This window comes from Paenibacillus sp. J2L1-98 (assembly GCF_056269405.1).
Genome location: NZ_JBWDNW010000005.1, coordinates 51079 through 64759, shown reverse-complemented (window position 1 = coordinate 64759; position 13681 = coordinate 51079). Strand labels below are relative to the sequence as shown.

Sequence of the window (13681 nt, the reverse complement as noted above, 5' to 3'; positions counted from 1 at the left end):
TTTAAATTCCCGTTAGTTTATTCTACAGTATGGATGAAAAATTGTAAGCTAAACTAGTAAAAAAGCACCAACCCGAAAGGTTGATGCTCTAATTTTATAGATGCAATCGTGCATTTTATTACCACAACGTATAACCTGCTTCGATAAGGATTTTATACCATTGTTCTCTGGTCAACTGCGGGCCGTCTACCGATTTTATTGCCCGCTCAATCCGCTCCTTGTTTCCGGTGCCAAGTACGATCGCCGGGTTTGATGAATGCTTGAAGATCCATTTGTATACGACTTCATCGAGATATTCCAGTTGAAGCTCCTTCCGAATGTTTTCCAGTACGTTTTTCATTTTTTCGTCAACCGGATTGGCAGCTTTGAAAAGCCTTCCTCCCGCTAGAGGCGACCAAATCATCGGCGAGATGTCTTCTTTCAGGCAATGGGTCATTGTGCCATTTTGATAATTTTGGATGCCCAGCGGATTCAGCATAAATTGATGCGTAACAAATTTGATGTCCGTATATTTTTGCAGGGTGTCATATTCAAGAGGACTATGGTTGGATAGGCCAAAATAGTTGACTTTTCCCTCATTTTTAAGCTGCTGGAGAGCTGCATGAAGCTCACCCGGATCGATAAGAAGGTCAAACATATGAATCAACAGGATATCAACGTAACCGCAATGAAGCTTGTCCAAGGAGTCGTTAACCTGTTCCAAAATATATGGTTTATCCGTGTTGAAAAACCGGGTTTTAATATGGGGATTTTTGGCGTTAGGGACACTAATTGCGCATTTCGTGACGATTTGTATTCTCTCCCGCAGGGACGGTTCCATTTTCAAAGCTTCACCAAAAAGCGCTTCGTTTCGATGATCGCCTCCGTAAATATCCGCATGGTCAAAGGTTGTAATTCCCCGCTCAATGCACCATTCGATAAACTCTACCGATTGCTTAACGCTCAAATTCCAATCATTCATCCTCATGCATCCGATGGCCAATTTGGAAATAGAAAGCTGCTCGTTTAACTGAATTTTCATCACTGTCACCCGCCTTATTGAGTATGCAACAACTACACCCTTTTCATTGTACATCCTCGCAAAAACGATTACTTTCAATGTTTTTTAGACTATTATTTAAAAATTTTCAGGTTGTCGAGGTTCATTCACAAAAGAAAGCATCGAGGACGGCGGGGTGTTCTCGATGCTTCAATATTTTTATGATTATATGCTAATTAATGGAATCTTTAACTCTGATCCCCGTTGCAGAGCTTGCTTATTTCCTCCCAGGACATGGCTAGACGTACGATGTCTTCTTCAAGCAGGTCGGTCCCTATCTGGACTTCAATATATTCGATCGGCGTAATCGCCTTGACGGCATGCTTGGCTCCAGCAGGAATTTGCAGAACGTCACCGGTTTGAATCTGAACATTCACTGCTTCCATAATGAACTCTCCGGTCCCGGAAATGATGATCCAGATTTCTTTTCTCTTCTGATGAAAATGATAGCTTGTATTTTTCCCCTGCAACAATTCTACTTTCTTCGTTAAGGTTTCCGGTTGTATTTCCGCCTTCGAATAATCGAATATCCGATAAGTTCCCCATCTTTTTTCCCCATGCATGGGATCTTGACGGTGGTTTCGTATCTTTTTAATTTGATTGGATTTGTCTTTATTAGCAACAAGAATACCATCTGCGCTAGCAGCTACGATAAGATTTGAAACACCAATAACGTGAATTGGAATTACAAGCTCGTTGACTAAATGCGTATGAATGGAATCGCTTGAAATCTCTCCTAGACCGATGACGCTAGTTTCAAAAAAGTCCGGAAGCACACTCCAGTCGCCTAGATCCTTCCAACCTTTGTCGTATGGAATGACAACCGAAGGCCTCGTTTTCTCCACAACCTCTACATCAAAGCTAGCTTCTGGAAGATGCTCGTAGCAGCCAATTAAATCATCGTATGCTGCGGGCAGACCTTTACTTTTCAAACTAGAAAGCATGAAAGATAACGGGAAAGCGAACACACCGCAGTTCCACATCGCATTTTCCCCCATCAGGTGGAGTGCTTTCTCTACATCAGGCTTTTCAACGAATTGAGTAACCGAAAAATAGTCCTTCGATAAAGTTTCACTTGAAAACTGCGTCACAATATAGCCAAATTGGCTGGAGGCATGCTTGGGAGCCGTTCCAAGAAGGGCCAGCTCCGAACCCGATTGAGCAAGGACGCCGGGAAATTTACGAAGCAAATTGAAAAACTCGGGCTCAACGAAGAGATCGGCTGGAATCACGCATACCGTTTCATCCGGAGCCGCCAGCAGCTTGGTATGCAAATAACTTGAAGCTAAAGCAACTGCTGTATAGGTTCCTCTTCTATGAGGTTCAGCAATAAATGGAATTTTATCCCCCACATGATTTCGTACAATTTCCGCTTGGCTTTTATGTGCAACAATCGAGGTGAATGGAAGCAATCCTGCTTCATCCAATTGTCTGCATACCCTCTGAATCATGGATTCCTTGCCGCCATCTTCCGACGGCAGGAGCTTTAAAAATATTTTCGACCGGATCTCGTTCGATAACGGCCACAGTCTTTTTCCGGAACCGCCGCTCAATAGCACAATTCGCAATTACATTTCCCCCTTCTAAAGAATGGAGCAACCGAACAGATTATCTTTTAGTCCGAATTACCTTTTCTATCACGTTTTTTAGTGTACGGCCCGCACGGTTCCAGGACAGGTTAAGCGCATTGCGTCTTCCCCGCTCCCCTTTCTTCTTGCATAGAAGAGGGTTTTCATACGCTGTTCTCATCTGTCTCTTTAAATTTCCAATATCCGCTTCTGCCCAAAGCTGTCCTTTTTCCGCAAACAAATAGCGAAATTGACGTGATATCGAGGAGTTTCGATTCATACTGGTGACAGGGGCTCGTAATTTATAGTTAATTAAGAATGAATTTTCTCTTGTTAAGAAATCCATGTGTCCGCCCCAACCGGTTGCGATTACGGGAATGCCGCTGGCCATTGCTTCTAAGAACGGAAAGCCGACTCCTTCCCCCCTGGTAGGAAGAACGAATGCATGACCGCGGGTATAAATTCCTCTCAACTTCGTGGGACTCAGATGCTTTGCCATAATGATGACCGGTGCCGTTTTCTTACGAATTCCGAGTCTTTTCTTGTAGTTTTGGATTTGGCTGTTTATCCATTTTTCGTTTTCAAATTTTGCATATCCGTTCGTTTTGATGATCAGAAGCACTTTGTCTGAGGAAGAGAACTCTTCCCAATAAGCCTTTAATAAAGCTTCGGGGTTTTTGCGATGCTGAAAGCCGAATACAGAAATAAAAATAAACTTGCCATCTGCATTTTTTATGGGCAGTTTCTTATTGTTTGGAGTAAAGGTTCGGGCATGGACTCCATGAGGAACAATAAAAATAGGAACCTTCACTCCACTGTCTCTCATGGCCTGCTTGTTTTGATACGACGGGACGCATACAGCATCGGCTCGATTGAGAGGAGCACGCCATCGATTAGGGATTCGTGTCGTCTCCCAGACGGTATTCATGATAATAATGTTAAAATGCTTTCTTTCCTTCTTTATGTTAATCGTATCAGGGGAGTAATGATAAATTAAGACCCTTGGTCTTTTTGAATTTAGGGATGCCCGTGTCCTCGCAGCTTCAACTTTGACATGAACCCCTTGCGATTTTAACGCTCGAGCATATTCTCTGCTCGCGATTCCAAGACCGGAAGCTCTGCCCACAGGCCCTCTCCATACGATTTGATTTGGTGTCATTGTTACACCTTGGCCTTTCTTGCATAATCTTTACGCATATGAAAAGATAACGATCGGTATTGTCGTGATTGCGTCTTGAATTGTGTTTGTGTCATTTGCGCAATGTTCTGATTTGTGCTCTTGTTTAGCGCTCTCTTGAGAACTAATCCGCTTGGATTGTTAGAATAGAGGAAGTTTCCATAGGTTTCAAATTCGGAGAAAGCAAATTGCTTCGATTTGTCCATCTTCCTTATTATCGCCGAATACCAGCTCGTGTGATGTTTGGATGCAATTGTCTTTTTCAATTGCTGCAGCTTCGACCTCTCAAACAGCATATAGTGAGTAACAAAGGACGAGGGCGCGGCAGCTTTTTCTCCTAATAGCTTCCTATAAGTTTTAAAATATTCAGGCTGGCTCCATTTTCTGCAATAAAATAATGTCTTATTACCTGTTCTAAAAACATGCGGTTGAATTAACACCGTGTCGGCGTCAATAACTAAAAAATATTTCGAGGTACATAAGGTATCACCGCTCATTTTCAACAATTGCTGGAATAGCCACCCTGACCGTTCCCATTTCTTTGAACGATAGTGAATGTTCTTCTTCGTAATGGGAAGAACCGTGTTTTCATTGACAAATCTGCATCCTTTTTGTCTGCACAGTTTCTGTATCTTATTATCCTTCGGAGCCACAATCAGGATGCTGCCAATGGGATGCTTCACCTGTTTTCTAACGGCATCAATCACATAGGGCAGTGTCTTTAAATCCTTTGTGATTGCAGGGATCAAAACATCTATTTTTTCCATGCTGCTTATTCTACTCTCGATGGGAACTGACATATCTTCATCTCCATTCAACAAGTTACCTGATCATGATATGCTGACGTTGAGCAAAAGCAATGGACAATAGTGTAAGGAACTTAGAGCAATTATAAAGTGCGACAAAAAAGGACGCCCTTGTATAAGTGCGCCCTTCATTCCGGTCTTTCATTCAATTATCTTATGCTTTGCCAAGGGATCCTTCCTTAATACTATTATAGAAGTCTTTATGGCTGCTCCCTGTTCGCTATTTGCTCTTGGGCGAGACGGATCATTTCCCTAACCATGGAGCCGCCAATTTTTCCGCCGATATGGCCCGCCGCTTCCGTAGTCAGATTGCCATTGTCACCTGGCTGCAGAGGTACACCAAGCTCCTTAGCCACTTCGTATTTTACGTCATCCGGCCGATTCGGATCAACGGCATATCCTTCGCGCTTCATTACATCTGCTTTGAAAGCCTGCATCCCCTGTTCCACTCCCGGCACCGCATATCTCCGCCTTCTTCTTGCCATCATAATGCACTCCCTCGATGTCTTTTCCCTAACATGCCCGGAAGTTCAAATTTTCATCCTCTTCCGTCTCGACGCGAATCACACTAAAGACGAAACAAAGGCACCCTTATCAAAGGATGCCTTTGTTTCATTGCAAAAACCTGCGGTCTTGAATCTAAATCCGTACGGCCACTAAATAGAGGAGAAGCATGACTCCCATACAGGCGGCGAATTTATAATTCGGTAATGCAAACTCATATACCGGCTTCTTAAATAATCCCGCCAGCAAATTATTGACAGCAGAGGCCGGCGATACGGTATTGGATAAACTCCAGCTTCCAAGCAGCAGCACAGCGAAATAGTTCGGACTGATGTGAACAACTGCCGGATCGATGCCGGTTGCAAGAATGGTAACAAGGACAATTGGGTGAAGCCCCACCATAGACGTAACCATTATAAGCGCCACCGTAAAAATGGAAAAGGATAAGGAGATCGGAATTGGGATCAGCTCTAGTAAAACGGGGACGGACGCCCCGAACCCTGTTGTGCCGATTGAGCCGCTGAAAAAACCCGCTGCCAGAAATAGCGTAATCTCCTTTTTCAGGGCTGGCAATGTAACCGTGACATGATTCGCGAGCCCTTGGCGGTATGTCGCAAATGCCCCTTTCGCCAAACACCAGATCAACGGGAATAGGACTGCTGCCAAACAGGTGATCAGGACCATCGGCAGCTCGACTAATTGCTCCAATACCAAAATGACGACAATGGCAGCTGTTAAATAAACGCCGAGCCCTGCCGGGAACACAGATTTACCCTTGTTTGCGGCTGGCTCCGCTTGGTCGACACCCTCCTCTTCCGTTTTTAAGAGAGCGATTCCTGCATATCGCAGCCCTTTATAATCGACGGCTAGACTGACAAGGAGACTGATCAGCGACAAACCGAGCAAGTAGGGAAGAAGTGTCGACCAGTTTACCGAAAGCGATGAGACCACGACCGCCATGGCGGCAAAATAGGGAGACCAAAAAATCGCCCCCGCAAATCCGCGGTTCAGCGCATTGGCAAGCAGCCGGGACATGCCCGGATGCGGTTTAACAAAAACAACATGATAAACAACCGGTATGGATCCTACATTGAGGAATACACCCATGATTTGGGTCAAAAGCTGTGTTCCGGCAAATAGAACGGACCTGCTGCGTACTTTCGTTTCATAAAACCGATTCAAAGCTTCGATATATTCCGGAATTCGAACCGGGATCCCGAACAAAGGAGCGAAAACAAACAGGGTGACCAGGGTCACATTGATACCGGCTGCTTCAAACCAGAATCTTGCTTCCGCCCTCTGAAGAAGCAGGAGCAGTACTCCCACGGCCATAAAGGAAACGGTAAGCCATAACGTCATCCCTTTTAGCCGGGGCAGCAATAGGGCTATCGCAATAAAAACCAAGCTGCCCAACATAAGAGAAAGCGGTTCCCAATGCGTAAGTTGCTGCGCGATATATACGGCAGCTAACGAGAATATGATCGTCCGTTCTACAGTTGATTTTACTGCGGGCGCCATTTTTATCATCAACTAAATTGCCAGCAGCTCAAGCTTAAGTTGCCGAATTGATAACTCCGGTGAAGCAGTTTCGCTTGACGGTTCTTGTCTCCAGCCCCCATCGCAAGCATCAAAGGAATAAAGTGTTCGTTAGTCGGTACAGCCTCCTCAGCATAAGGAGCTAATTCCCTGTAGTTAAAGAGCGCATTGACATCCCAATTTTCTAACTTATTTTGCAGCCAGTTATCGAACGATTCTGCCCATTCGTCGATCCCTTCCCCCTGCCACTTTAACCTCCGTAAATTATGAACGGTCCCGCCGCTGCCAATAATAAGGACATCCTGTTCCCTGAGCTCGGTCAAAGCTTTGCCTATTTGATATTGCTGCTCATTGGCTAGATAACGGTTTACGGATAGAGCAATCACCGGAACATCTGCATCGGGGTAGATCAGTTTGAGAACAGCCCAAGCGCCGTGGTCCAGCCCTCTTTCTTCGTCTAACACGCTCTGTATGCCATGCTTCGCAAACAACGAATGAATTTGTTCGCTAAGCGAACGCTCACCTTTAGCCGGATAGGTCATCCGGTAAAGCTCATCCTGGAAGCCTGAGAAATCGTAAATCGTGCTGTACGTATCGGCCGCGCTGATAGTCTGCATCGATTGTTCCCAATGTGCCGAAAAAAGCACGATCGCTTTAGGCTTGGGTGTACGCGCCGCGAAATTTTTCATAAAAGTTGTGTATTCATTATGTTCTAAGACAATCGAGGGTGCGCCGTGTGCGAAAAAATAAGAAGGTATCATATACGCGTTCACTCCTTATATGAATGCACACCGGCATCTTTTTTAAGCCAATTTACGAAATCCCGTTGATTCTCCTCGGAGACGCCATGGTCGGTGGGATAAGTCTTGAAAGTCAAGCGGGACGTTTGGTTTTCAAAATAAGCCGCTGTTTCGTGACCAATCCGAATCGGGAAAACAGAGTCGAATTCCCCATGGGAAACAAATACCGATACATCTTGTATGCTCTTCAGAGCATACTCTGTTTTTACGAAATCAGGCACATACCCGTTTAAAGCAACGATTCCCTTCAACTGATCCCCCATCGTAAGCGCCAGTGTCATGGATAAGATCGCACCCTGGCTGAAACCGAGCAAATAGCGTTTGGTCGTATCAATCGGGTACTTTTCCGTCGCATAATGAATAAAAGCTTCCAGTTGCTGAACCGCTTGGTCGAACATTCCCCGTATGGGATTGCCCAGGCTTTTCAACTCATAATATTGAAACCCGGCACCTAGTATAAGATTACCGCGAATACCGACAATAATAAAATCATCGGACACAGGCGCCACCAGACCAAACATATTTTTCTCGTTGGACCCTTTTCCATGAAGCGTGAAGATTGTCGGGTATTTCTTGTCCGGGTCCATTTGGGATGGTAGTTGAATGTCATAATGATAAGTCGGGTTCATAGGAACACTCCTCCACTTCGTTATGCGCTGCGTTTTCTAAATAATGCGTAATCGACTGATATTGGCGAATGGTCAGAAACAATCAAATAAATCGCTACTACAATAAGGCTCAGATCCAACTCATAACCAGCCATTTGGCTGGTTCCAAGCAATCCGGCGGGAAGCTTCACCGAAAAAATCGCGCCAATAAGCATGATAGCAAATAAAACCGATACATAACGGGTAAAGAGGCCCACAATTAGCAAAATGCCTCCAACAAGCTCGAGAACCGCCACAACATAAGCCAATACCCCGGGAACACCTATGGAGTTGAACCAAGCCTCAACATTTCCTAGTCCCATCTGCCATTTACTGATTCCGTGGGCTAAAAATAATATTCCCAACACCACTCGCATTATAGCCGATACCACTGATACTTTCGTCATTCTCTTTCCTCTCCTTTTTTATTATAAGTAATAATAATGTTTATTTTGTATGACTAATATAAGACGAATCGATGTAGCGTGTCAACAAAAATATTGTTATTATTAATTTATATTTTGTATTACAAATATTCTTGTGGGGTGAAAATCGGATGAATATCGGCTCCACCATACGGACAATCCGCAAACGTAGAAATATTACTATCGCTCAAATATGCGAAGAAACCGGCTTATCCCAAGGCTTCATGAGCCAGGTCGAAACCAATAAAACCTCGCCGTCTATCGCTACGTTAGAAAGTATCGCTAAGACTTTGAAAGTACCTTTGGCTTATTTGCTGCTGCAACAAGAGGAACGCATGAACATTGTCCGCAAAGAAGAACGAAGGGTCACGAAAAGCGGGGTTGAAAATTTAAAAGTAGAGCACCTAAGCTCTACAAAGAACGTAAGGATGATGATCGTCGAGTTTCCTCCCGGTGCTGCGACAGGCGAAGTTCCGCATGCGCATGAGGGCGAAGAAGTTCATTTTGTTATGAAAGGGAGAATTTCCGCTGAGCAGGGGGAAGATAAGGCTGAGTTTGGAGAAGGCGACTCTTTCAGTTGGAATGCCTGCACGCCCCATTTAGTGAGAAATATAAGCGAGGAAACTGCAATTGTTCTCATATCCATCTACACAGAAAGCGATCATGCAAAGGATTTCCTATAAATGTGAAAAAGCAAAAATCCACAACCTGATGCGGTTGTGGATCCTGCTGAAAATTTTGCTATATATAACGTAAAGCACACATATTAAGGAGCCCCCTTATATCCGTGTGCCAATTCGCTTCATTCGAACAGCCTTTCTCACAGTCGTCCCACAACCGCATAATAGATCAACCAAAATTCCTCTACTTGCGCTTTTGCTTACTTTAATATTCTTTTTTAATCACAAAAAACGAGCCTCGAATTGTTCCAGCTAGCTTAGACTTCTGCCTAGCAAACTTAAACTTCTCTTCTAGCTCCTTTGGTACCTCCATCCCCTCAGAAAGCTTAAATCCAACGGCCCGCTTCTTAGGGTCATCAACCGTATACATGACATTAACCTCAAGACCATCCTCATAAAAGACGTAGGCAAATTTGATATTTTCCACTTGAAAACGCGACGTTTCTAAAGGTTTGGCCGCAAACTCAATATTACGTTCTTCTTTCAAAATTCGGTTCACATAATCAAGGGTTTCCTGACTTTCGTTAGCTGGTATAACCGTAAATTCATGCTTGTATTTGTTCATAAAGTAACGGGCTTCATTCGCACGCAAACCGGCAAGCGCTTCTACAACAGGTGAAGACTCTAAACCAACCGTAGACACATGATTAAAATCAACGATATAGGACATTTCCATCCCTCTTTTCTCTCATTTTCCCTAACCGGTATTAACATAAACGCTTTAAATACTCGACAACTATTCGACGTTGCTGCATCAAAACCCTTCGTTTCGAGGAATTGAAACCGTACGAACCGCAATGATCTCGCTATCTCAATAGTCTCAAATCGACTAATGGGATAATTTACACCTAAAAGTTTATTTTTGAGAATCAAGAATAAACATAGACGCATCATGTCCCATGAATATTTTACTTCCATTATAAAAAGTTTTGGATTGAATATTCCTGTACCCTATTTTAGTCATAATGTCAGTTAGCTTTACTTGATTAAATCCGTTATGAACTATATCTGAAACTACTTTTTCATTTTTATCAAAATCTACGATTAGTAAATGCCCTCCTTCATTTAGAACATCAAATAATCTTGATAAAACTAATTCAACATCATGAATATGGAGTAGAACCTGAGCCATAAAAATATAGTCAGCATGTAAATCCGATAGATCTTCCTTTTCAAAATCAAAGCATAATGTATCTGCATTTTGAATATTAAAATCAGAAATTTTTTGCTTTATTTGATTAATCATGTTTTGAGAAGTATCCAGAAAAAGCATAGAATTAAAATCGTTTAACAAGTTCATTCCGACAAGACCAGTTCCACACCCAAAATCAATAGCATCCTTACGATTAGCGTCAACTAAATATTCACGAATGGCATCAGATGACACCTTTGCAATTTGAATTCTTTCAGAAGTGTCATATATATTGGCTATCATTTCAAACTTATCCGTATTTCCCATTATCACCTCTCCAATCTGACTTAAATAAAAAGTCTTTGATCTCGCTTTATTCAACTAACGTCTTCTTTAACTGAATACGGGGCCACTGCTTAATGCCGCATAGGCCCGTATGCTTCATGAAGTCGCGCTCGCATCTTTGTTCTTTACCCCAAGCCGGCTGTCTGCAAAGGTCATAATCAGTGCAATGGCGCTGACATCGAGCTTAAGTTCGACCCAACCATTCAAAAGCATTTTTTTGAACTGACCCCTTCCGCCAAAACGGCGGAGGGGGACTTTTGCTTTCCGCAAGCAAAAGTCCCCCTCCAGATACCGCATCTTTCTGTGACCCCAAATAGCTCGCAGGAGCCCGTTTGAGAAGGCTTCGCCTCCCAATGTGGCCTGCCCCGACCCATGCGCGGCAAAGCCCCTTTCCAAGCCCGCTGTGCGTTTTTCCGAAAAAACTTGCCGTTACTTATGATACGGTTCACCGCGATTTATCTTCACAGCCCGATAAATCTGCTCGACCAGCACCAGACGCATCAGCTGGTGCGGCAAGGTCATGCGCCCAAAGCTCAGCTTCTGCTGGGCGCGCTTAAGCACCGCGGGAGCAAGACCCGTGCTCCCGCCAATAACAAAAGCCACGTGGCTGCGCCCATACGTGGCTAATTTATCGAGCTGGCCCGCGAGATCCTCGCTTGACCAGAGCTCGCCTTCCAGCGCGAGCGCGACAACGTGCGCATCAGGCTTCAGCTGCGCCAGAAGCCTCTCGCCCTCTCGCTCGCGCACAATCGCTTCCTCCGCCGGACTCATCGTCTCCGGCGCCTTCTCATCGGGCACTTCCGTGAGCGTAAGCTTCACGTAAGGCCCTAACCGCTTGGCATATTCCGCTATGCCCATCACCAAATACTTTTCCTTCAGCTTGCCAACGGCCGCTATCTGTATATGCATGCCTTACACGTCCCTTTATAGTCTCGGATATTTCCTTCAGTCCGATCCGCGCTTCGGACATGAACGCCCGACATCCCTCTAAATCTTCATTCTTTCGTCTCATTGTACATGACCGGATAATTTCTTCATTCTTTTGTCTCACTGTACATGACCGGGTAATACCTTCGTTCTTTCGTTTCACAGTACATGACCGGGTAATACCTTCGTTCTTTCGTTTCACAGTACATGACCAACAAAATATCCGGTCTTTCAATCAGCTCTAAACCACCAAAAAAGTAGCAGGCTCATCACAAAAATCGCATTTGCGCGGTGGATCCCAATCGGCAAATTGCGTCTCCTTCAAATCCACTACATCCGGTGCATCTTCATACTCATCCACAAATCGGTCCAATGCCGTCTCCATATGCTCTTTACACACACAATACATCGCCTGCACGCTTCCTATCCCTAGTTGATTGTATTCTAATTCGTCTTTTCTGCTTCGCTGCGTTACTCTCTTGTCTTACGTCCTATATTCGTCTTACCAGTCTGTCCAATTTATCTATACACAGCATATCAGAAAACGCCTCTCTATGTGAAGCCGACAAATTCCGCATGACTCCGCACTCATCTATTCGCACTTTACTCTGCGTACTTCTCTCATCCCTAAAATCCAACAAAAAAGACGCGGCGCCAAAATGGTTCCCCACTTCGACATCGCGTCTCCTGCCAACTATTCCTCGTCTTCCTTCTCGCCAAGCTTGAAATGCGTAACCTTCAATTTCCCGTCCCGGTAATAGCTAATTTCAATCTCGTCGCCGATCTTCTTCTGGCTGTATAAGTATTTACGCAGCTCCATTGTGCTGCCGATTGACTGGCGATCCAGCTTGACGATCACATCGTTGAACAGCAGACCCGCATCCTTAGCGGGACCGGCCGCTTCAAGCACGATTACGCCGTCATAAATCTCGTCCGGCAGCTTAAGCGGCTCACCGCCTTCAAGAACGCCGGCCTCAGCGTCATCACCGGAAGCATTGCCTTCTGCATCCGGCAGTGCTCCGCCTTCGCCAGCACTGCCATTCGCGTCCTCAGAGCCCTGCTGCTCCCAATACTGCTCCAAGTCCATTGTATATACGCCGAGATAAGGACGCGGCACATGACCAAGCTTGATCAGGCTCTCCACGATCGGCATGGCCAGGTTGATCGGAATCGCAAAGCCAATCCCTTCAACGCCGAGATCGGCTATTTTCATGCTGTTAATGCCAACGACGCGTCCGTTCAAATCAATTAACGGCCCGCCGCTGTTGCCTTGGTTAATCGATGCATCGATCTGAATAACCTCTTGCTCCCAATCGTATACGCCATCCTGATTCAGCGATACCGGCACGATTTGTTTTGTTTTGCTCACGCTTCCCGTTGTAACGGATTCCCCAAGCCCTAACGGATTGCCGATCGCAATAATATATTCAGCAGGGCGAAGCATTGACGAATCGCCAATTTCCGCGACGACATCAATACCCTTGGCATCGATCTCCAGCACGGCAAGATCTGTAATTTGATCCTTACCGACTATGCTGGCGTCGCGCGTCTCGCCGTTCATCAGAACGACCTTCACCGCTTGCGCCTGATCGATCACATGAAAATTCGTGACAATAATGGCTTTGCCGTCCTTCTTGCTAATAATGACGCCTGATCCGACGCCGGCTTCACGCAGCGTCCCCTTTTCTTCCGCATCCTCCGGCAGCGCTTCTTCGCTGCCGCCGCCGATGCCTGGTGAAAACATCTGCTGATTAATGACGCTTACGACAGCCGGCCTCACTTTCGCGGAAGCTTGTATAGGACGCTCGAGCGGGTCAACCGCCTGAACTCCGCCTGCCGTCGCAATGGCTCCTCCTCCTCCGCCCCCTACGCCGCTGCCTACGCCAAAAACAACGCCAAACAACAGCGTTGCGGCAACCGCGCTCGTAATAGAGGATACGAATGCGATGCGGACGCTGGACCACTTTCGTCCGCCGCTTCGATTTGGAAAAGCATATTTTTCTTTTCTACTCTCGCGAGCAGCGCGCTTGGATACTTTGGTCGAATAAAAATCGTCGTCGAATAGGCTCATTACGGTCGCTCCTCTCGATGCCAT

The 13681-nt window shown here is 45.3% G+C and carries 16 protein-coding genes; 1 reads left to right on the top strand and 15 read right to left on the bottom strand.

Translation table 11 applies throughout. The features are described 5' to 3' along the window. Positions 1–118: 118 nt before the first annotated feature. The 9 genes from AC0YNZ_RS12205 to AC0YNZ_RS12165 form a co-directional block, all read right to left on the bottom strand. Positions 119–1021, bottom strand: a complete 903-nt coding sequence (locus AC0YNZ_RS12205) for an aldo/keto reductase (RefSeq protein WP_475826854.1) — start codon at positions 1019–1021, stop codon at positions 119–121. 206 nt (positions 1022–1227) lie between these two features. Then, on the bottom strand, positions 1228–2598 hold the full coding sequence (locus AC0YNZ_RS12200) for a sugar phosphate nucleotidyltransferase (protein WP_475827096.1): 1371 nt from the start codon (positions 2596–2598) through the stop codon (positions 1228–1230). Positions 2599–2647: 49 nt separating this feature from the next. Beyond that, a complete protein-coding gene (locus tag AC0YNZ_RS12195) occupies positions 2648–3766 on the bottom strand; it encodes a glycosyltransferase (RefSeq protein WP_475826853.1) in 1119 nt (372 codons plus the stop codon). A gap of 2 nt (positions 3767–3768) precedes the next feature. Further along, a complete protein-coding gene (locus AC0YNZ_RS12190; protein ID WP_475826852.1) occupies positions 3769–4584 on the bottom strand; it encodes a DUF6492 family protein in 816 nt (271 codons plus the stop codon). 206 nt (positions 4585–4790) lie between these two features. Next, positions 4791–5078, bottom strand: coding sequence for an alpha/beta-type small acid-soluble spore protein (locus AC0YNZ_RS12185; RefSeq protein WP_475826851.1), 288 nt, complete (start codon positions 5076–5078; stop codon positions 4791–4793). Positions 5079–5229: 151 nt separating this feature from the next. Beyond that, positions 5230–6624 (bottom strand): hypothetical protein, encoded by a 1395-nt coding sequence (locus AC0YNZ_RS12180; RefSeq protein ID WP_475826850.1) that lies wholly within the window; start codon positions 6622–6624, stop codon positions 5230–5232. After that, a complete protein-coding gene (locus AC0YNZ_RS12175; protein ID WP_475826849.1) occupies positions 6621–7391 on the bottom strand; it encodes a DODA-type extradiol aromatic ring-opening family dioxygenase in 771 nt (256 codons plus the stop codon). Before AC0YNZ_RS12175 ends, AC0YNZ_RS12180 begins: the two co-directional genes overlap by 4 nt. Before the next feature lie 8 nt (positions 7392–7399). Continuing rightward, on the bottom strand, positions 7400–8059 hold the full coding sequence (locus AC0YNZ_RS12170; protein WP_475826848.1) for an alpha/beta hydrolase: 660 nt from the start codon (positions 8057–8059) through the stop codon (positions 7400–7402). A 20-nt stretch (positions 8060–8079) separates the two neighbouring features. Beyond that, a complete protein-coding gene (locus tag AC0YNZ_RS12165) occupies positions 8080–8484 on the bottom strand; it encodes a DoxX family protein (RefSeq protein WP_475826847.1) in 405 nt (134 codons plus the stop codon). A gap of 149 nt (positions 8485–8633) precedes the next feature. Here AC0YNZ_RS12165 and AC0YNZ_RS12160 point away from each other — a divergent pair, with 149 nt between their 5' ends. After that, positions 8634–9185 carry a helix-turn-helix domain-containing protein gene (locus tag AC0YNZ_RS12160; protein ID WP_475826846.1) on the top strand — a complete coding sequence of 184 codons (552 nt, stop codon included), beginning with the start codon at positions 8634–8636 and terminating at the stop codon, positions 9183–9185. A 202-nt stretch (positions 9186–9387) separates the two neighbouring features. Here AC0YNZ_RS12160 and AC0YNZ_RS12155 read toward each other — a convergent pair whose 3' ends face one another. From AC0YNZ_RS12155 to AC0YNZ_RS12130, 6 genes are all read right to left on the bottom strand, one after another. Beyond that, positions 9388–9852, bottom strand: coding sequence for a phage tail protein (locus AC0YNZ_RS12155; RefSeq protein WP_475826845.1), 465 nt, complete (start codon positions 9850–9852; stop codon positions 9388–9390). A 186-nt stretch (positions 9853–10038) separates the two neighbouring features. Continuing rightward, complete coding sequence (locus AC0YNZ_RS12150) at positions 10039–10641, bottom strand: class I SAM-dependent methyltransferase (RefSeq protein WP_475826844.1); 603 nt, start codon at positions 10639–10641, stop codon at positions 10039–10041. A gap of 114 nt (positions 10642–10755) precedes the next feature. Continuing rightward, positions 10756–10929 (bottom strand): hypothetical protein, encoded by a 174-nt coding sequence (locus tag AC0YNZ_RS12145; protein ID WP_475826843.1) that lies wholly within the window; start codon positions 10927–10929, stop codon positions 10756–10758. A gap of 159 nt (positions 10930–11088) precedes the next feature. Then, the gene (gene rlmH / locus AC0YNZ_RS12140; RefSeq protein WP_056628395.1) at positions 11089–11568 is read right to left on the bottom strand and encodes a 23S rRNA (pseudouridine(1915)-N(3))-methyltransferase RlmH; all 480 of its coding nucleotides are present in this window, start codon (positions 11566–11568) and stop codon (positions 11089–11091) included. 259 nt (positions 11569–11827) lie between these two features. After that, complete coding sequence (locus AC0YNZ_RS12135; protein ID WP_063845975.1) at positions 11828–11995, bottom strand: CxxH/CxxC protein; 168 nt, start codon at positions 11993–11995, stop codon at positions 11828–11830. 285 nt (positions 11996–12280) lie between these two features. Beyond that, positions 12281–13657, bottom strand: a complete 1377-nt coding sequence (locus AC0YNZ_RS12130) for a S1C family serine protease (protein ID WP_475826842.1) — start codon at positions 13655–13657, stop codon at positions 12281–12283. Positions 13658–13681 lie beyond the last annotated feature (24 nt).